Source organism: Flavivirga aquatica (assembly GCF_001747085.1).
GTDB lineage: Bacteria > Bacteroidota > Bacteroidia > Flavobacteriales > Flavobacteriaceae > Algibacter_C > Algibacter_C aquatica.
Map to the genome: position 1 here is coordinate 280,662 of NZ_MDJD01000054.1, position 20,848 is coordinate 301,509.

The 20,848-nt window shown below is 31.9% G+C and carries 13 protein-coding genes; 9 read left to right on the forward strand and 4 right to left on the reverse strand.

The genetic code is table 11. The annotated features are described in order from the left end of the window. Positions 1 to 323: 323 nt before the first annotated feature. The 4 genes from A8C32_RS15635 to A8C32_RS15650 all read left to right on the forward strand — a co-directional run bounded on the left by A8C32_RS15635 (position 324) and on the right by A8C32_RS15650 (position 3,783). Entirely contained in the window at positions 324 to 830 is a 507-nt protein-coding gene (locus tag A8C32_RS15635; protein ID WP_069831348.1) for a helix-turn-helix domain-containing protein, read from the forward strand. Between the two features lie 7 nt (positions 831 to 837). Further along, a complete protein-coding gene (locus A8C32_RS15640; RefSeq protein ID WP_123803460.1) occupies positions 838 to 1,392 on the forward strand; it encodes an IS630 family transposase in 555 nt (184 codons plus the stop codon). A 203-nt stretch (positions 1,393 to 1,595) separates the two neighbouring features. Beyond that, positions 1,596 to 2,465 (forward strand): DUF6268 family outer membrane beta-barrel protein, encoded by an 870-nt coding sequence (locus tag A8C32_RS15645; protein WP_069831349.1) that lies wholly within the window; start codon positions 1,596 to 1,598, stop codon positions 2,463 to 2,465. A gap of 649 nt (positions 2,466 to 3,114) precedes the next feature. Continuing rightward, positions 3,115 to 3,783, forward strand: a complete 669-nt coding sequence (locus tag A8C32_RS15650) for a DUF1254 domain-containing protein (protein ID WP_069831350.1) — start codon at positions 3,115 to 3,117, stop codon at positions 3,781 to 3,783. Here A8C32_RS15650 and A8C32_RS15655 read toward each other — a convergent pair. Then, the gene (locus tag A8C32_RS15655; protein WP_069831286.1) at positions 3,778 to 4,686 is read right to left on the reverse strand and encodes an IS1595-like element ISAlg2 family transposase; all 909 of its coding nucleotides are present in this window, start codon (positions 4,684 to 4,686) and stop codon (positions 3,778 to 3,780) included. The genes A8C32_RS15650 and A8C32_RS15655 overlap by 6 nt on opposite strands. Between A8C32_RS15655 and A8C32_RS15660 the strand changes: the two genes are divergently transcribed. Next, positions 4,685 to 5,590 (forward strand): DUF1214 domain-containing protein, encoded by a 906-nt coding sequence (locus A8C32_RS15660; protein WP_069831351.1) that lies wholly within the window; start codon positions 4,685 to 4,687, stop codon positions 5,588 to 5,590. The genes A8C32_RS15655 and A8C32_RS15660 overlap by 2 nt on opposite strands. Before the next feature lie 451 nt (positions 5,591 to 6,041). Here A8C32_RS15660 and A8C32_RS15665 read toward each other — a convergent pair whose 3' ends face one another. From A8C32_RS15665 to A8C32_RS15675, 3 genes are all read right to left on the reverse strand, one after another. Next, complete coding sequence (locus tag A8C32_RS15665; RefSeq protein WP_069831352.1) at positions 6,042 to 8,504, reverse strand: glycoside hydrolase family 2 TIM barrel-domain containing protein; 2,463 nt, start codon at positions 8,502 to 8,504, stop codon at positions 6,042 to 6,044. Between the two features lie 290 nt (positions 8,505 to 8,794). Beyond that, positions 8,795 to 11,395 (reverse strand): WD40/YVTN/BNR-like repeat-containing protein, encoded by a 2,601-nt coding sequence (locus A8C32_RS15670; protein ID WP_069831353.1) that lies wholly within the window; start codon positions 11,393 to 11,395, stop codon positions 8,795 to 8,797. A 42-nt stretch (positions 11,396 to 11,437) separates the two neighbouring features. Beyond that, a complete protein-coding gene (locus tag A8C32_RS15675; protein WP_069831354.1) occupies positions 11,438 to 13,108 on the reverse strand; it encodes a sulfatase-like hydrolase/transferase in 1,671 nt (556 codons plus the stop codon). A 356-nt stretch (positions 13,109 to 13,464) separates the two neighbouring features. Between A8C32_RS15675 and A8C32_RS15680 the strand changes: the two genes are divergently transcribed. The 4 genes from A8C32_RS15680 to A8C32_RS15695 all read left to right on the forward strand — a co-directional run bounded on the left by A8C32_RS15680 (position 13,465) and on the right by A8C32_RS15695 (position 20,842). Further along, positions 13,465 to 16,362: a glycoside hydrolase family 2 TIM barrel-domain containing protein gene (locus A8C32_RS15680; protein ID WP_069831355.1), complete on the forward strand. Its 2,898-nt coding sequence runs from the start codon at positions 13,465 to 13,467 to the stop codon at positions 16,360 to 16,362. A 128-nt stretch (positions 16,363 to 16,490) separates the two neighbouring features. Then, positions 16,491 to 18,023, forward strand: a complete 1,533-nt coding sequence (locus tag A8C32_RS15685) for an alpha-L-fucosidase (protein ID WP_069831356.1) — start codon at positions 16,491 to 16,493, stop codon at positions 18,021 to 18,023. Positions 18,024 to 18,171: 148 nt separating this feature from the next. Beyond that, positions 18,172 to 19,182, forward strand: coding sequence for a zinc-binding alcohol dehydrogenase family protein (locus tag A8C32_RS15690; protein WP_069831357.1), 1,011 nt, complete (start codon positions 18,172 to 18,174; stop codon positions 19,180 to 19,182). A 7-nt stretch (positions 19,183 to 19,189) separates the two neighbouring features. Further along, positions 19,190 to 20,842, forward strand: coding sequence for a UxaA family hydrolase (locus A8C32_RS15695; RefSeq protein ID WP_069831358.1), 1,653 nt, complete (start codon positions 19,190 to 19,192; stop codon positions 20,840 to 20,842). Positions 20,843 to 20,848: the final 6 nt, after the last annotated feature.

A 20,848-nucleotide genomic window follows, 5' to 3' on the forward strand; every position in this document is an offset into this window, starting at 1 on the left:
TTGCTTATTATTAATGTAATCTATCAAAGGTTTATACCCTTTTCGTTTTAGTCTGGAAACGGTAATGGTAGTTCCTAGAATTGAGCTTTGGGCAACTGCCCAACCTCCCATTCGCGTTCTACTCCAAGCATAAGCTTGTCCTTCTTCTATACCTAATCGAATTAGGTTTTTACGTTTCCTCTCTAGCTTCTTCCAATCATGCCAAATGCAATATCGTAACCGATTTCGTAACCATTCATCCAGCTTTTTAACTTTTGCATAAATGTTGGTTATACTATTTTTTTATTTTAATTTTCTCAAAAAAAAATTTGTATCTTTATATTATGGCAAAAAAAATTGATATTCAGATTTCTGAGAGTGAATTAAAGTTGAAACAACTTTACAATAAGGAAACAAGTAGGTTAAAACGTAGTAGGTTAAAAGCATTACTATTGATAAAGCAAGGAAAATGTAAATACACCAAAGAAGTTGCTAAAAAAGTAAAATATGACCGTCGTAGCATATACAATTGGTTAAAAATGTATGAAGAAGGCGGTCTGGATAATTTATGTACCATTTCAAGTGGCGGTAACAATACAAAATTACTTAAAGAATCAACAATTAAAGAGATAGACAGATTATTAAATAACCCTAATAGTACTATTACCAGTTATGTAGAGTTATTGTCTATTCTGACTGAAACCACCCAAAAGGACATAACCTATTCAGCACTATATCAACATTGTAAGTCAAAGCACTATTCTAAATTAAAAGTAGCAAGAAAATCACATCATAAAAAAGATGAGCAGGCTGTAGAGGCTTTTAAAAAAACTCCCCAACCTATTAACTAATATTAGAATGCATCTTAATAAAGATAAGTATGATAGTATTGATATAATGTTTCAAGATGAGGCTAGATTTGGGTTGATGACTCATCAGAAAAGAACCCTCACCGCTAGAGGAGTTCAAGCAAAAGTATACTACCAACATAGCTATAAATATGTATGGCTTTGGGGTAGTTTTTCACCAATAACGGGACATGCCTTTTACTGGGAAACACCAATTGTAAACAATGCTATATTTGAGAGCTATTTAAAAGAACTTAGCCAACAAAACCCAAGAGAGTATAAAATTTTAGTAATAGACAATGCTGGTTTTCATGCTTGTAAAAATATAGAAATACTAGAAAACATTTATCTTTTAAATATACCTCCTTATTCTCCAGAGCTAAATCCAGCAGAAAAAGTATGGCAATGGATGAAGGATAGAATAGCTATGAAGTTTTTTGAATCCATAGAGGATTTACAAAATAGGATAACAGAGACTATACAATTGATGGACGCAAAAATAATTAAATCAATTACAGGGTACGAGTTATACACTAAACCTTTTATTGAGAAAATTCAAATATGAAATTGTATTAGTGACAATAAAAACAAATAATGTCCTTAAAAATAGTAGGTAAAAACAAAACTTAGTATTATTGATTATAAACAAGATAAAACTAAATTTACTTCAACATTAGCAGTAACAATGCAAAAAATGATACAATTAAACTTAAAATAAAACTATTGAAAAAAATACATTTAATTTTCATTTTATTTGCTTGGTCATACATGGCCAATACTCAGAATTATATAGATCTTGTCAAATTCGACTACGCCATTACTCCTGTAAACACATTTGATACTACTGCAGCTACAACTACACTACAAGAAATAAACGGAAATCTAACCGCCCCTATTGTGATTAATGACCGTTTTACTTTCCTAACAGGAATTACCTATAAAAACATCTCTGCCTCTTTTAACCCTAGACGAACAGAAGAATCCGTGACGGGACTTACCTTAAAATTGGGCACTAATGTTAAATACAATTCAAAATGGAGCGGTACCTACATGTTCCTTCCTAAAATTTCTTCCGACTTAAAGAAAATCTCCAATCGAGATTTTCAACTAGGCGCTGCTGTGTTAATGAAATACACAAAAACAGAACATTTTAACTACAAATTTGGTGCATATGGAAACAGTGAACTATTTGGCCCCTTTATTGTGCCTCTTTTAGGGGTTTATTACCTAAACCCTTCTGAAAAATTTGAAGCAAAAGTACTTCTTCCTCTGTCCGTTGATCTCAACTATTCAATAAGTAAAGGTCTCCTATTCGGACTAAACTTTAATGGTCAAATAAGGAGTTATCATCTAAATACTCCTGTAAACACAGAAACAGATCGTTATATAGTAAAATCTGCGAAAGATCTATACACTTATTTCCAATACAGAGTGAAAAATGCTTTAAATTTTCAACTAGGTATTGGACGATCTCTAGGGAGATCATACCGTATTTACAATGAAAAGATTTCATTAGGACTTCCACTCGTCAATTTTGGAGACAATCGCACACAACTTAACACCAATTTCTCTGATAGTTGGCTATTTAAAATTGCTGTTTTTTATCGATTAAAATTAGAGAAAAATAAGCCTCAATAAAGTTAAAATAGACCTTGTGATAAGTTATGTTTCTTTCCTAAGAAATCAAAATCTATAAATAGTGTTTTCATTCTTTATAGATTGATAAGAAGGATATGGTTTACATAAATAAGTAAAAGATTAAAGTTCTCTCAACATTAAATACCAAGCTTATTATTAATTATACGATCTTATAGATGCAGAATTTTCTATCAGATTTTTAAATGACTCAACGAGTTTTTTTAGTTCAATTTCTGTATTTTTATTGATTATTTTTCCATTTTCATCAATTTTCCCTTTTATTCCTTAAATTAAAAGGGTTGTTTTATCTGTAAATTTTGTTTGAATAGTTTCCATAATCAATTTCAACTCCTTATGCCCTTTTTCTCCACTTGCAGATGCTGTTATGATTCCAATAGGTTTATCTGAGAAAACCGTCGTTTTTATCTACTAAAATATTTTCTTTCTCTCTTAAACCACTACATATAACCTCAAAAAAAACATAAAAAACTAATTACCAACACCTTAAATACTAAATAAATAGATGTAAATTATTGATTTATTTAAGAAATAAAACATAATATATTATTAATTTAGCAAGAATAAACATGTTAAAATAATATGTAATAACCTACATTTTATTAAAATTAATACTAAAACTAATTAAAAGATGAATGAAAACAATTTAGACGACGTTATGGATGTAAATGTGGCACAAAAGCAACCTATATTTAAAGCTGATGTACCAAAAAATATTTTAACTCCAGATATCGTTGAAACCGAAAGATTAGGTACACTAAATTTCTTTGATGGTATGCCTCTACCCGACACTATTGAAAAAGTTTACGACAACCTTGATTATCTTCGAGGTGTAGAAACTTTCTTAAATGGTATTCCTGCTGCTTCTGTATACGCTGTTTTAGAAGGTATTAAAAGTGAAGGTGTAAACCCTGAAGATCTTGCTATTTTTGAAGAATTAATGGATGCTAGGTCATTATTCTTAACAGCAAATTCTACTACTATTTACTGCATAGCTGAATTAAATGTTAAAGATGCTCCTATAGTTATAGAAACACCCGCTAATATATTAGGTCCTATTGACGATGCCTATTTTCGCTATGTAACAGATCTTGTTCCTGAAAAAACAACTGTATTTAAACATATTGACGATGAAACACATATACCTGACACTTATGATATGCGTACAACCCGTACTTACCGCAATTTAATGTTCTTTCGTGTAACAGTTCCTGATGGTAAAACACGACCTGAAACAGTTCAAGATATTAAAGATAATTTTAAAATGTATCCTTATTTGAATATCCGTTTTTACTCATAATCCAGTAATTCCAGCTATTACTAGTCTATCGAATAGTTTTTCCTCAAAATATCTTCGATTGAGTTTGTAAACAAATTCGTTTAGGTAGAGTTGTAGGTATTTGCCTTTAATTTTGTGATAATTTCCAAGTAAGTTTCGTTTGGCATTGCTTATGGTAATATGTACCCATTTCAAGGTCTCTTTAGTAGTTTGTTTATCTGATTTTTCACTAATATGTAGTTCTACAAAATCAGCAATATCAACATATGAAGTACTTTTATCAGTAAAAACAATGCTTTGTTCGTCTAAAGACTCTTTAACAGTATCATTTACACCATCAGCCTTATGATCTGTCAGCACTTTGGCTTTAAAGTAGAGACATTGGCGATCCTTCTTGTTGGTTTTCGGGTCTTCTAAGGGAGTGGATTCTGCCATTATCATTACGTTTTGCTTTCCTACTGCACCACGACCTCTTTTTCCTTTTTGTTGCTCTATTTCAGAAGATTCGACCGTAAAATAACCTTCATCCATTTCAATCATACCTTCTAAAGTATAGCGAGCATCTCTGTTACCCATTGCTTTACGAAGTTTATGAACCATCGCCCAGACAGGTTCATACCTTTTTAAACCAAGCTGTTTCTGGATTTCTTTAGAAGAAAATCCTTTCTTGGTAGTAGTCATCAAAAACATTGTCTTATACCATATCATAAAAGATAGATTAGAATTTTGCATAATAGTACCACTTCTCAAAGATGTACGGGCTCTACAAGATTTGCACTCATAGCTCCAAACAGCCTTTATCCAATAGTGATGAGTATGACCACAACGCTGGCATTTAACTCCTATCTTATCTCTTTCTTGCTTAAAATGAGTACGACAAGCTTCTTCACTATCAAAATGGGCGGTAAAACTAAAAATATTCATGACTTGTTTTTTTAACAAAATAAGCATTTTTAATCAATTATTAGTAATTACGGATATTCAATATCCTTACAACTCACCTAAAAACATAGAAATAGAACAAAATTTTATAAACCTTTCTGGTATACAGTTCAACACCATACATGCCAATAATTTTAAATTTTATGAAGAATTAAATGCAGTAGTCCAATATGAACCAGCTACAGCTTTCGATCCTGAAACTGTTGGTATGTTTGCTAGTATTGGAATAAAAAAAGGTGAAATTTTTGCTCCAAACAGCCGCATGTCTGCAATATTAAAAGATGCTGTAAAAGTAGCTAATGCTACTGCCCGAGCATTAACATTTGCACCTCGTAAGGAGAAATATTATTACTATCCAGGAGAAAGACAATGGTACACTTGCTTTGCAGAAGGCGTAAATTATGATTTTATGAATCAAGGAGAAATGGTACTAAATGATCGAGCCTTCTTTCATTATTATGCTACAGGAATTACTCCCCAAATGGTTAAGCCAGAACCAGGAACGGGTTCTGTATATGCGATAACTAGCAAAGATGTTGATGGAAACTATCTAAATGGAGCTAATACTTATATGGCAACATTGCCTAAAGATGTTCCTGTTGAAAATTTCTGGTCTTTTATGGTTTACGACGGACAAACCCGCTCTATGTTAGAAACCGATCAAAAAAAAGCTGGACTTGATAGTAATAAAGAAGAACTTATAATTAATCCAGATGGCTCTTGTACTATTTATTTTGGACCGTATGAACCTGCTAATAATAGAGGAAATTGGATACAAACCATGCCTAATAAAAGCTTTAATGTAATACTTCGCCTTTATGGCCCTTTAAATCCTTGGTTTGATAAAGACTGGATTCCAGGAGATTTAGAACTTATAACATCATAAAAAAGTAAAACGTACTAAAACCAAAAAGAGGTTTTCTTAAAAATTATTTAAGAAAACCTCTTTCACTTTTTATCCTGGTAACTTGAAAATATACATTGCAATAAAATACTTTTCAAAATACCATTATCAATACCTTAAATAGCGATGTATTTTCCTTTTCTATTCTTGTAATTTATAATTAAAAACAATTCAAAAAATATAGTAGGCGTTATAAATGCTATGCTATAGATAATCTTTATTATTGTGATTATTATTTTAAACCGTTTTTAATTTATTAGGCTTATTTTTTCATCAAAATTGTAATTAACGCTTTGCCATAAGTCTCCATTTGGAGAGTAGCTTTTATCTACGCCGTATTTCATACCAAAAAACATATTATATATACAAATAGACTTTTATAAAATGTACACTCACTTTTACAGGCTAAACCATCAAATCAATTAAATTGGTATTACTTCGTTTTAACAATAATCAAATCACTTTTTAATGATTTAGACTTAGCTATTAATTTAATTTCACCTGCTATTTTAGACGATTTTAATACCGCTAAACACATCCCACTAAATGCTTTTCTTTCATTTCCTTGAAAAGATTCCACACTAGTTTGGTCTCCATTATCTACTGCTATTAATTTACCTGCTCCTTTTACAGTAAAATTAACTAGATTAGTAGCTTCTGGACATAAGTTACCGTTTTTATCCTCTATTCTTATAGTTACATAAGCCAAGTCTTCACCATTTGCATGTATTTCTTTTCTATCTACAGATAAACTCACTTTTATAGGTTTTCCTGCTGTAAATATTTGTTCCTCTTGTACTACCTTATCATCTTTATAACCAACTACCTTAATGTTTCCTGCTTTGTAAGGAACATTCCAAGATAATCTGTATTTAGATTGAAAAGTATTAGATTCATAATTATTAAAAACTACTTTAATTTCTGTTAAATCCTTTCCTTTTACTCTTTTCCCCATGGATTTGCCGTTTACAAAAAGTTCTGCCTCATCGCAATTTGTGTAACAATGCACAGGAATATCTTTACCTTCCATACCTTTCCAATTCCAATGTGGCAATAAATGAATCATTCGTTCACTTGTCCATTGACTTTGATACAAATAGAATCTATCCTTTGGAAACCCACATAAATCTACAGCACCAAAATAAGAACTACGAGATGGCCAGTCATCATTCCAGTATCCATTAGTAGAGTTATCTCTTCCTCCATAAGGTGTTGGTTCTCCTAAATAATCGAAACCTGTCCAAATAAATTCTCCCATTATAAAAGGGTTTTGTTCTTGATAATGAAATTCTATATCTGGTGGATATGCCCAAACTGGTCCTATTAAATCGTAACTTGTTACATGAAGCGATTTATGAGTTTGGTATTTCTCTATAGGTAAATGATACACACCACGACTACTTGTACAACTAGAAGTTTCTGTTCCACATAATGGTAATTGTGGATATTTTTTATGAATTTCGGAATAACCTAATGGTTTATAATTCATACCTGCAATATCAACCTGTTGTGCCATATTATTATCGTATGGTGCTGGCGAATGGTTAAACCCTGCCGAAGTTGGACGTGTAGGATCCATTTCTTTACAATATGCATTCAATTTTTTTGCTACTCGCCAACCATTTTTAGCATCTTTTTGTTCTATAATCTCATTACCTATACTCCACATCACTATTGATGGGTGGTTACGATCCCTTTTAATCATGTCTTTTAAATCTCTTTCTCCCCACTCATCAAAAAAAACATTGTAACCATTAGGTACTTTTTCCATTTTCCAAACATCAAAAGCTTCATCCTGTACCATTAACCCTAACTCATCACAAAGTTCTAATAACTCTCTTGAAGGTGGGTTATGACTCGTACGAATAGCATTTACCCCCATACTTTTCATAATCTGTAACTTTCTTTCATCTGCTCGACGGTATACTGCAGAACCTAAAGCGCCATTATCATGATGTAAACACACGCCATTAAAACGTACTTTTTTTCCGTTTAAGAAAAACCCTTCTGATGTATAAGATATAGATCTTAATCCTATTTTAGTTTTATAAACATCAACAACATTTCCATTTTGTGTTATTGTTGTTGTAACCGAATATAAGTTAGGGGTTTCCGTATCCCAACGCTCAGGGTTTTCTATGTTACAGAACAACTCAGAAGTATACGATGAATTCGCTTCTATATTAGTATCTTCATCAACAGACATGACTAATTTACCTTGTGGAGAAAAATACGCTTGCTTTATATTTACTTTTACTTTATTCTTACTTTTATTTACAACAACTGTTTCATTTTGTACAACAGCTAAATCTTTTGTTACCGTAGGTGTCGTTATATAGGTTCCCCACTGTCCAACATGTATAGGGTTATCAATTTTTAACCAAACCGAGCGATATAACCCTGCTCCTGGATACCAACGTGACGATAAATCTTGCGGACGCAAACGAACTGCAACAACATTATCTGATCCATCGTACTTTAAATATTTACTAATATCAAATTCAAACCCTATATACCCATAAGGACGACTCCCTATAAACTCACCATTTACCCAAACATGCCCATCATACATCGCGCCTTCAAATTCCATTCTTACTACTTTCCCTTTAGCATCAGCATTCATTTTAAAATGCTTACGATACCAACCTGTACCATGAAATGGAAGCCCACCTGCACGAGCATTGTACTTTATATCAAAAGGTCCTTCTATTGCCCAATCGTGTGGTAAGTTTAACTCCCTCCAATTATTGTCATTAAATGTAACCTGTTCTGCTCCTTTAGCTTCAGCATTATAAAACTTCCAAGACTCATTAAAATTGATATCTTGGGCTTGCACTGTTGAGTAGCCAAAAATAGTTAGCATGGTTAAATACGCTAAAAAGAATATTTTTCTCATTTTTTAATTATGTTTAATTTGTTTTCGTTTTTCTATTGGCTAGAAATGCTTTCCTGTTGAGATTTCAATATCTCTTGCGGTATTATAATACTCTTTATACTTATTAAAAAATCATTTAAAATTTCAAATGATTCTAACACAAAACTAGTACATGAGAAAACCATAAAAGAACCATAGTTATAGAATAACATAACATATGTTCAATTTTAACCATTCTTTTTTATTGTAACACGTTAGAGCTGTGTATTTCTCTGGAAAACAGTATCAATTAATCAAATTATTAAGTTTAACTAATTTTCTTTATAAATTCTGAAATCTTTAGCAACATAAAAACCACTACCGTAAGTTGACACGTAGTATTTGCCAGGCGTAAAATAATCGATAGCAATATCATTTATTCTGTCTGATTGTCCGTTACCTTTATTTATTTTAATCCAAGTTTCACCGCTATCTTTAGATAAATAAGTACCTGGATTTAGGTATCCTATCTTTTTATTTGGTAAAGTAGAAATAAGTATAGTTTTAGAATCGTATCTGGCTACTTCTACTCTATTTACCCATGGATAGTCAAATAGTTTGTTCCAAGTTTGAAAACCATTATCACTTACCCACAAACCACCTTGATTTTTATCTGCATTTTTATATCCGGAAGTGATATAAACTTTTCCATCTATTGCAAAATGAATATCATTAATCCCAAATTCACCTGATATTTCATCTGTTGATTTTACACGTACCCAATGTTTGGCTTTATCAATAGATTTGTATAATCCTCCATTTCTATTTTGAACAGTAGCATATAATACATTGTTGTTTTTAGGATCAAATTTAATTGTAGAAACGTCTAAAGTTTTAGGTAACCCTTTATTTGATTCTATCCATGTAAAACCTCCATCTGTCGATTTATGTACTCCAAAACCAGTAACAGTATCTCCTACATATTCCATATTTCTAGTCGATTTTGGAACGCAAAAATACATATTGTCAGGCTGTTCCGAATCAATAATTAAATTTAACTGATGAACAGATTGATCTCCCGAATGTGCTTTAATATTCCATTTAGGAATAGGCGTACCGTGTTTCACCCACGTTTTCCCACTATTTGTAGATCGCATTAAATCACCTCTGTGTGCTTGCCTAAAAAACAATGCATAATGTATTGTACTATCTTTTGGATGTATGGCATAACAACTTAAAGATGCTTCATCTTTTAAAATCTTATTATTAGTTGCAGCCTGCCTATTTGGTCTAAGCGGGCTCTTATCCTTATTAGTTACCCAAAGTGAATTTTCTCCTGCCGAACAAAACACGCTGCCAGGAAAACGCTTATCTTGATAAAAGCCATGCCCAGGAACATTACTATTTCCTGCTCCTATATAGCTATTAAAACTTGATCCTGTTCTAACATCGTCCACATCTACCCATGTATCTCCTTTATCATAAGACATTAAAGATATTTTAGCCAATTGTGTGTGTAATATTGTTCCCTCTACATTAAACTTCGCATAATTACAAGCTTTACGTTCGTACCTATCTCTATTAATCCAATCGTGCAAATAAAGAATTTCTACATTAGTCCCTATTGGATTATTTCTTTTTTTCCAATATTGTAAATCACCACCTTTATTCCAATTCTTTCCATTTCTAAAAGTAATATACCAATGCTTACCTCCATCTTTACTACGCCACATTGAACCCGGTATAAAATTGTTTCTTGATGCATTGGAATACATATTTATTAAGTACAAATTATTTACATCACTAGGGTCTACTGTTATTTGTGTATATCTTGGCGTAATACTAGATGATAATTCTGGATACTTACTTTGAGCTTCTTTATCTTTAATTCCAAAATAATGGGCAACAACATGATAGTAACTCTTTTTTATTGATTTATTTTTTTCAAATTGACGCATATCCAAAGCTAAATCGCCATTTATTTTTGTCCAGCTCTCTCCATTATCTATACTTTTAAATATTCCTCCTGTATTGTCCTCAATGGTTTTCCCATTAGCCTTCCATGTTATTGCTGCAACAATATATAGGGTTATTTTATTTGTTTTTGAATCATGATGCATTACAAAAGATCTAATAACATCAGTATCTAATCCATTGCTTTTTAGCTTCCAGCTTTTCCCTCCATTTTTACTTTTATAAAAACCATAGTTTGTAGATACATAAACTGTTTTTGAATCTGTAGGATCTACAATTATAGTTTCAACTTCAGCTTTAGTATGTAACCCCTTATTTATTAATTTCCATGTTTCCCCTTTATTAATACTCTTCCAAATTTTTCCTTGACTATTTTTATCAATAAAGGTTCCATGTGGTTTTGATTGAGTAAACAAAATACGTCCAGTATATCTCATAAGTCCTGCCCCAACATACCATATATTTTCATTTTTTGGATCAACAGTTATACATGACATTTTTGATTTACCAAATGCAGATTGTGAACTTATTTGTTTACTCCATGTCTTCCCTTTATTATTAGTAACAAAAATACCTGTTGTTTTTAAATCTGTAGAAAAACCAAAATCTGGCGTTTGTCTAGAAAAATCTAGGCTACTAAATTTTTCGGGGCCTCTGTTGCCTATTTTTACACCTGGAGCATCTGCATTTAAAACGGTTTGATATGTATACCCCCTATCATAAGACACATAAGAATTTCCCATATTAGGAGAAATAAATAAAACATTAGCATCTGTGGGATGCCAAAAAGCACATTTATTATTCCCGCTCATACCTGGTCCAAACTGAGTCCATTCTATACTCGAATCAGAAGACACATTTTTACTCTTTAGATCTTTAAAAAACTTTAAATCTTGTGCTATAACTGTATTTACTATAAGTAAACAGCTAAAAACGAATAGTATTTTTTTTGAATTCATTCTTCAATATATAAATAAGTAATTCTTGCTTAAAATTGATTTTTAATGTCCTCCCTTCGGGTGACTATCATTAGTATATCTATATACTTTAGGTTTTCCTGTACCCCTGGCCTCTTTAATTTTAACTTCCCAAGCTACCTTTAGCATTTTTAGTATCAATTTGTATTGATCATACTTAATCAAATTATGAAGTTCTTGTGAATCGTTTTTTAAATTATACAGCTCTTCGTAAACAGGTTGTTCCCCTTCTAATGAGGATTCAATAAAACTTCTATATGTAGCTATATCTGGGTCATGTACAGCATATAATATTTTATTTATAGGTATACCCAATTGTTTTGCCGTTTCAATTTTTTTAGATGCTGAAAACGTATTATTTTTATAATACCTTATATATTTCCATTCTTTATTTTGTACTGCCTCGCATCTTGGATTTCCAAACTGAGTAGACCACAAATTTTCTGTAAAAAGATAATCTCTAATAGCGCCCTTGTCTCCTTTAACAAATCCTGAAATATCTACTCCCTGAAAGCTTACAGGTTTTTTTATTCCTGCCATAGATACCATAGTTGCAGCAACATCAATACTTTGTACCAAAGCATCACTTTTTATGCCTTTTAATTTACGCTTTACTTTAGGATCCATAATAATCATAGGTACGTGTGTCGTTTTTTCATAACACAATGCTTTTCCTCCTAAACCTTGCTCTCCCATAAACAAACCATGATCTGAAGTAAAAATAATAATGGTATTTTTATCTAGTTTTAAGTCTTTAAGCTTCTTTCTTAAATTTCCGACTAAACGATCAATACCTGTCATAGCTTGTAATTGACGTATATAACGTTCTCTAAAGCCTTGTGGAGTATTTGAGTAATTATATCCTGTTTGCCTATCTTCTGTTCTTAATAAATCTGCAGGTAATTTTGGGTTTTTAATATCTACTTTTGCTATATAATTATCTGGTAAAGGGATATCTAAATCACGATACAAGGTTTTATAAATAGTATCGTCTGTATCTCTTAATCGCATAGACCCTGTACCCGCACCATGAGGTAAATTAAAATTCACAGAAAGCATAAAAGGTTTATCTTCTGGACGTTCTTTTAAAAACCGAATAGCACTTTTTAATCGCCTTTCATTATTATCAATAAAATCATTAACACCTTCATTAATAATTTCTGGTTGTGTACTAGCTATAGCATCATTAAATATATCATGTACATCCTTTGGGTAAAAACGTATATGCCCATGACCTGCATACCAATAATCAAAGCTTTTCTCCATTAGCTCACTGGTATACCCTCCTTCTCCTACAGGCGCATGATTTTTACCAATCCAACCTGTATAATATCCTGCTTTTCGCATCACTACAGGGTAAGACTGTTCCCATGCTTCATCGGAAACACTGGTGCCTGAGTTAAAATTAACACCATGCTTTCGCTCAAATTGGCTTAATAAAATAGAAATCCTACTAGGCGTACAAATGGCACTTGTTATGTGTGCATTAGTAAAAAGTACTCCTTCTTCTGCTAATTTATCAATATTTGGAGTTTGCACGATGGTATTCCCATCGCATCCCATTAGCCCATAGGATTGATCGTCTGTAAGTATAAAAATTATATTAGGACGTTCTTGTGATAACACAGAAGTAACCGTAACAAAATAAAAAGCTACAGCAAGAAAGGTTGTTAAACTAGTTTGAAACTTATTCATTTATAGAGTAAATATGTTATTAATTTTTGAGAGTAAATAATAAAATAGCGATTAGTTTTAATTAAAATTCACTAAAAACCCTAATCTTTAAATAGTTTATAAAACATTGTACCTTTTTATTATTGAATTCAAAAATACCTAAAAACAGTTTTTTTATTATACGGTACGTTTTTATTACCATAACATATGTGTTAAAACTCAAAAATCAACCTTATCTATTTACCACATAACATTCTGTTATACATAAATTTAAACATATGTTATACTAATCCTAACATAAGACATCCTAGATATTTTTTAAATGTATGAATTTAGCTTTATGTTTTACAAATACAATAAAAATTCGATTTAGCATTATGTTTTACAAATACAATAAGATTCGATTTAGCTTCATTTTTTTACTTGTTACCAGTTTCATGGTTGCTCAAAAAAACAATTTACCAAGACGAAATATTTCTACTCAAAGAACAAAGTATAATTTAAATTTAGGGTGGAAATTTCATTTAGGAAATACTAATGAACATCCTGAATCTGTAAATTTTAATGATTCCAACTGGGAAAGTGTTTCTGTCCCTCATACTCTACAACTCGTTTCTTATGAAATGGATAGTATACAAGAAACTTGGGTTCAAAAAAAATACTTAAGAGATTTTGGGTGGTACAGAAAACAGGTTTTTGTAGATGATGATCATACAAAAAAAGTGTTTCTGGAATTTGAAGGTGTACATAACGCTACAGAATTATGGGTAAACGGAAAATCTGTTGGTGATTTTAAAGTCAACGGTTATGTTCCTTTTCATTTTGACATCACTAATTTTGTGAATTTTGGAGAAGATAATTTAATAGTCATTAAAGCCGATAATAGTTTTAATAAAACCATAGCTCCAGATCCACATAGAACAGATTATATAAAATTTGGAGGCTTGTATAGAGATTTATACTTAGTAACTACCAATAAACTACATGTAAACTTTAATTGGGAAGACTATGATGCGGGGGTACATATTACAACACCAACAGTTAATAAAAATAATGGTACGGTATCCATAAAAACAACCGTTAAAAACGAAAACTCAACCTCTAAAAACTGTAAAATAGTAACTAAAATCATTGATGCAAAAGGTTATGTTTTAAAAACTATAGTTCATAATAAAACCATAGAAGGAAACTCCAATTACACTTTTAGGCAAACAACTACTATAGAAGACAATTTTCATTTATGGTCGCCAAATACTCCGTATTTATACAGATCTCATTCTGTAATTTATAACCATGATAAGCCTGTTGATTTTGTAGAAAACACCTTTGGCTTTAGATCTTTTAAACTCGTAAAAGGTAAAGGCTTTGTTTTAAATGAAAACCCTATATTTTTGATTGGAGCTAACCGCCATCAAAATTATCCAAATATAGGAGATGCTATACCTAATTCGTTTCATTACAACGAAGCCCTTCAATATAAAAAAGCAGGTTTTAATATAATAAGATTATCACATTACACACAAGACGATGCTTTTATTAAAGCATGTGATGAATTAGGGATTCTAGTTTACGAAGAACCTTCTACATGGATCATGTGGAGTGATGACCTTTGGTTTTCAAAGTTAGAGGATGCTACAAGACACATGATAAGAAATCACAGAAACCATCCATCGATTGTTTTTTGGGGAGCGGGCATTAATCACAGAGGACCAGTACCTCGCATGCAAAACACCACTAAAGAAGAAGATCCTTTTCGACTTACGGCTTCTGCTTCCAGCCCTTGGAATGGTGTTAAGAATGAAGGTGTAACAGATATTCATGCTACCATGGACTACAGAAGATCTGAATTTCCTGAAGGTGCTTTTTCTATGGTTATGGAACATGGTTCCTCTGTAAACGCAGATGTTAATCAATTCCATATTTCAAGATATAAGAAAAGTAAAAATAACATTGCAGCCATTGCCTGGGTTGGAGCCGATTACAATCGTTTACAACCAGACAAAGATTATACTCGCTGGAAACGAGGGTTTACATCTCAAAACGGGATATTATCGGCCTACAGAATACCAAAACCTGTTTATTACTGGTATCAATCGGAACTCATAAAAAAACCGATAGTTCATATTGCAGACGAAACAGCTTCAAATACTGGAAAAATTCGAGTGTTTAGTAATTGCCAAATGGTTGCATTATATCATGATAACCTCCTTATAGCTAAACAATTTCCTGATAACAATACTACTAAGTCAAATTTAAATCATCCCTCATTTACATTCAATTACAAATGGAAAAAGGGACGTTTAAAAGCTGTAGGCTATAATAACGATGAAATTATTTCAGAACATTCTCGAAGTAAACAAGAAACTCCTCATCATATAGCATTAAAATTTAATATTAATAATCAACCTTTTTTTGCTGGTGGTTCAGATATTAGGATGGTTCATGCCTATATCCTAGACAAAAACAACGAAATTGTAACCTCTTCATCTAACAACATAGAATTTTCTGTTTCTGGAGCAGGTAGCATTATAGATAATGGTCATATAAATGCAAATCCAGCATCACCACATAACGGCGTAGCAACTATATATATTAAAGGGAGTGAAAACACTGGAAGCATTACTGTTTCAGCCAAGTCTAAAGGATTAAAACCCGCAAAAGTTTCAATAAGTACGCAACCTTTTAATACTAATGAAATAACAAAAAACGCAAAACCTATTTACGATTACCCAATTTCGAAAGTAGATATTGGCGGCAAACAACAACTCGTTCAATTTGATTGGTTAGAATGGACAGAAAAATCAAATAACGACTTAGAATTTTTGTTAAACGATTATAATGCTAAAATCGAAATAACATCAACTTCTAAAATTAACTGGTTAGGAGATTCTTCAACAATGTTAGGTGATTTAAGTTTTATGGGAGCCGATGGTATTTATATAGAAAAAGGTGTTTTAAAATTAAAAATATCAAACTTAAAAGAAGGTCTATATAACATAGAAACTTTTCATCACGCCAGAAAAAACAATACTAAAAAACTGACCAATAATATTGAAGTCACCATTACAGATGTTTCAGGCAAATTCACAACAAAGGCAGAAGATCATATTGTAAATTATTATGAAAACGATAACACTGGAGAACGCAAACCATTATCTGTAAAATCTAAGTTTAAGATTAAAGGTAACACACCAGTTATTCTTGAATTTAAAAATATAGCAAATTCTGGTCAATTATGGGTAAATGGCTTTGTATTAAGACGTTTAATAAATTAAAAAATATAAATTTAATCATTTGTTGCTCCAATTAAATCATTTAGCATATTAAGTTCCCATTAAAAAAAGGAATTTAGCCAATGTATTTAATACTTATTAAAGTATAATTAAATCAAATACAAATCGATATGTTTTTAAAAAAACTGGCTTTTATTTTATTTGCGTTTATAGCTCTAATTACATCTTGTAAACAAAAAGAGAATAAAAAAATAGTAGAAGTAAAACCAGAGGATAAAAAAATTATTTACGAGCCTAATTGGGAATCTATAAAAAAACATTATAAAGATCCTGAATGGTTTAACAACAAGAAATTCGGCATCTTCATACACTGGGGGGCATATTCCGTACCTGCCTATGGATCTGAATGGTACCCAAGACAAATGTATATGGATACAGCTACCTTTACTGCACAATTAAAACTTAAACAAAAAGGTCCTAGCTCTACTTATAAACATCATTTAAAAAACTGGGGAAATCAAAAAGCATTTGGTTACAAAGATTTTATTCCAGCATTTAAAGGCGAAAAATTTAACGCTGCAGAATGGATCGATTTATTTAAAAAATCTGGAGCAAAATATGTAGTTCCTGTCGCAGATCATCACGATGGTTTTGCTATGTATAAATCTAACACAACACAATGGAATGCATATAATATGGGTCCTAAACGAGATATTTTAGGAGAACTTTTTAAAGAAGGAAGAGCTAAAGGGTTAATTATGGGAGCGTCTTCTCATTATGCCTTTAATTGGTCGTTTTACAATAAAAAAGATCATTTTGATACTACAGACCTTCAATATGCAGATTTATACTCTTCTAAAGGGAAAGACTTAAAAGAGCCTGTATCCGAAAAATTTAAACAAAGATGGTGGAATAGAACAATAGATTTAATTGATAATTACCAACCAGACATTCTTTGGTTTGATTTTTATTTAGATATTCCAGATTTTGCAGATTTACGTCCCAAAATAGCAGCATACTATTACAATAAAGGTATTGAGTGGAATAAAGAGGTTGTTATAAATGACAAAAACTTTAGCCATGAAGCCTTCCCTGAAGGTACTGTAATTTACGATTTAGAACGAGGTAAATTACCAGGCATTAGAAAATTGCCTTGGCAAACCGATACTTCCATAGGTAAAAACTCTTGGTCTTATGTTACAAATTGGAAATCTAAAACACCAAATCAAATTATTGATGACTTGATTGATATTGTTTCAAAAAATGGAAACTTACTTTTAAATGTAGGTCCAAAATCTGATGGTACCATTCCTCAAGAACAACAAGATATACTATTAGAAATTGGAAACTGGTTAAACACCAATGGAGAAGCTATATACAATACCAAATATTGGAGAACCTTTGGAGAAGGGCCTACAGAGGTCAAAAAAGGACATCACTCAGAAGGGAAAAACAAAGGTTTTACAGGTCAAGACATTCGTTTTACTCAAAAAGAAAACAAGCTATATGCCATCATGATGGCATGGCCAAAAAAAGATCACGTTCTTATTAAATCTATAACTCCAGAAGATAAAGTGTTAAATATAAAAATGTTAGGAAGTAACTCTAAACTTAAATGGTCTCAAGATGCTCTAGGCTTATTTGTAAAAATGCCTATAGACAAACCAGGAAACCATGCTTTTGTTCTTGAGTTAACCCTATAACATATAAAACTTAGTTGTTTGAATTAATTGAAGTTAGTTTTTTTTTACTATTAAGAGCATATCCTAAATATAAGATATGCTCTTATAAATTGACACACACTTACCTCGTTAACAACAACATATAATTACAGACAAAATATCTACAAAAATGAAATACATAGTTTGCGAAAAACCAGGCGAATTTATATTAAAAGAAAAAGAAGCACCAATAAGACAAGCAGGAGAAGCCTTATTAAAAATAACAAAAGTGGGGATATGCGGTACAGATTTACATGCCTATGGTGGCAATCAAGCCTTTTTTACTTACCCTAGAATTTTAGGGCACGAGCTAGCATCAGAAGTTTTAGAAATAGACGACAATGAAAAAGGCATAAAAGTAGGAGACAAAGTTGTTATTATGCCTTATATAAGTTGTGGAAAATGTATTTCATGTAGAAACGAAAAAACAAATTGTTGTAATAATATTAAAGTACTGGGTGTACATACAGATGGGGGTATGCAAGAACAAATTACAGTACCATCTAATATTTTACTACCTGCAAATAATTTATCTTATAACGAAATGGCTATAGTAGAGCCGCTAGCTATTGGTGCTCATGCAGTAAGACGAGCAGCCATTAAAAAAAACGAATTTGTAGCCGTAGTTGGCTGTGGTCCAATTGGTATAGGTATTATGAAATTAGCCCAAATAGCAGGAACAAAAGTTATTGCTATAGATATGAATAAACAACGTCTAACTTATGCTAAAGAAAAAATTGGAGTCGATTATATTGTAAAAGCAGGTGATAATGCTATAAATGCCATTTCTAAAATTACAAATGGCGATTTATGTACCGCAGTATTTGATGCCTCTGGAAATAAATTTGCTTTAGAAGCCTGTCCTAACTACATGTCTCATGGAGGTCGTTTTATTTTAGTTGGTTTATCTAAAGACGATTTAACATACAACCACCCAGCAGTTCACGCTAAAGAAATGACATTAATGTGCAGCAGAAATGCTACTACCGAAGATTTTGAACATGTTATAAGCGTACTAAACCAATTTCCAACAGACTCATTTATAACACACTCTGTTCCATATACAGATATGATAACCCATTTTGATAGTTGGTTAAATCCAGCAACTGGAGTTATTAAAGCAACCGTAAGTTTTAATTAAAAAAGAAATGTCAAAAAATTACGTACAAATAGACCCAAAAGACAATGTTATTGTTGCCATAACACCTTTAGAAAAAGGTACAATTACATCTGTATCTGGAAAAAACATCACTTTAAAAGAAAACATAAAACAGAAACATAAATTTACACTTAACCATTTTAATGTAGGCGATAAAATTTATATGTATGGAGTTTTAATAGGTAAAGCAACACAAACTATTCAAGAAGGTTGTGCCATTACTATTGAAAATGTTAAACACGCTTCCGCGGAATTTAAAGACTCTAAAGAACCCTTTACTTGGTCTGCTCCAGATATTTCAAACTTTAAAACCCGCACATTTAAGGGTTACCACAGAAAAGACGGAAAAGTAGGAACCGCAAATTATTGGTTAGTTATTCCGCTAACATTTTGTGAAAACAGAAATTTAGATGTCTTAGAAGGTGCCCTTTCAGAAAAACTAGGCTACGAAACTAAAAAAGATTTTGCTGTAAACACCGATGCTTTGATTCATAAATATAAATCTGGTGCAACTACAGATGAAATTTTCAATACACCAATTATTACCACAAAAGAAGAATTATCTAAAAACAGAGTATTTCCAAATGTAGATGGTATTAAATTTTTAAAACACGATGGTGGCTGCGGAGGTACTCGACAAGATTCTCAAGTATTATGCAAACTTCTAGCAGGTTATATAACCAATCCTAACGTGGCTGGAGCAACTGTATTTAGTTTAGGTTGCCAAAATGCACAAATTAATATGCTCCAAAAAGCCATAGAAGCTATAGACCCAAATTGTAAAAAACCAATACATTTTCTAGAACAACAACGTAGCGAAAGCGAACGTAAACTTATAGAAGAAGCTGTAAAACACACCTTTATTGGCTTAACAAAAGCAAATAAAATAGAACGTAAACCAGCACCATTAAGCAAATTAGTATTGGGTTTAGAATGTGGCGGTTCAGATGGGTTTTCAGGTATATCTGCAAATCCTGCATTAGGTTATGCATCAGACTTACTAGTAGCCCTTGGAGGTTCTCCCGTATTATCGGAATTTCCAGAATTAAATGGTGTAGAACAAGGTTTAATTAACCGTTGTGTAACAGACCAGGATTCTAAAAAATTCTACAACTTAATGCGTGCATATTCTGCGGCAGCAGTAGCCGTTGGTTCTGGTTTTGAAAACAACCCTTCTCCCGGCAATATTAAAGATGGTTTAATTACAGATGCCATGAAATCTGCTGGAGCAGCAAAAAAAGGAGGCACCTCCCCTATTGTTCAAGTGTTAGATTATACAGAGCAAGTAACAAAACCTGGTTTAAACCTATTATGCACTCCAGGAAATGATGTAGAATCTACCACAGCTTTAGTAGGTTCTGGCTGCAATATTATCGTTTTTACTACAGGGTTAGGTACGCCAACAGGCAATCCTGTAGCGCCTGTTTTAAAAATGTCAAGTAATACACAGCTGTACAAACGCATGAACGATATTATTGATATTAATGCAGGTACCGTTATTAGTGGTGAAGATAGCATTGAATCTATGGGCGAAAAAATTTTAGACCACATTATAAAAGTAGCAAGTAACGAAGTCGCATCAAAAGCAGTACTTCATGGTAATAACGATTTTATCCCTTGGAAACGAGGTGTGTCTTTATAAAAAACA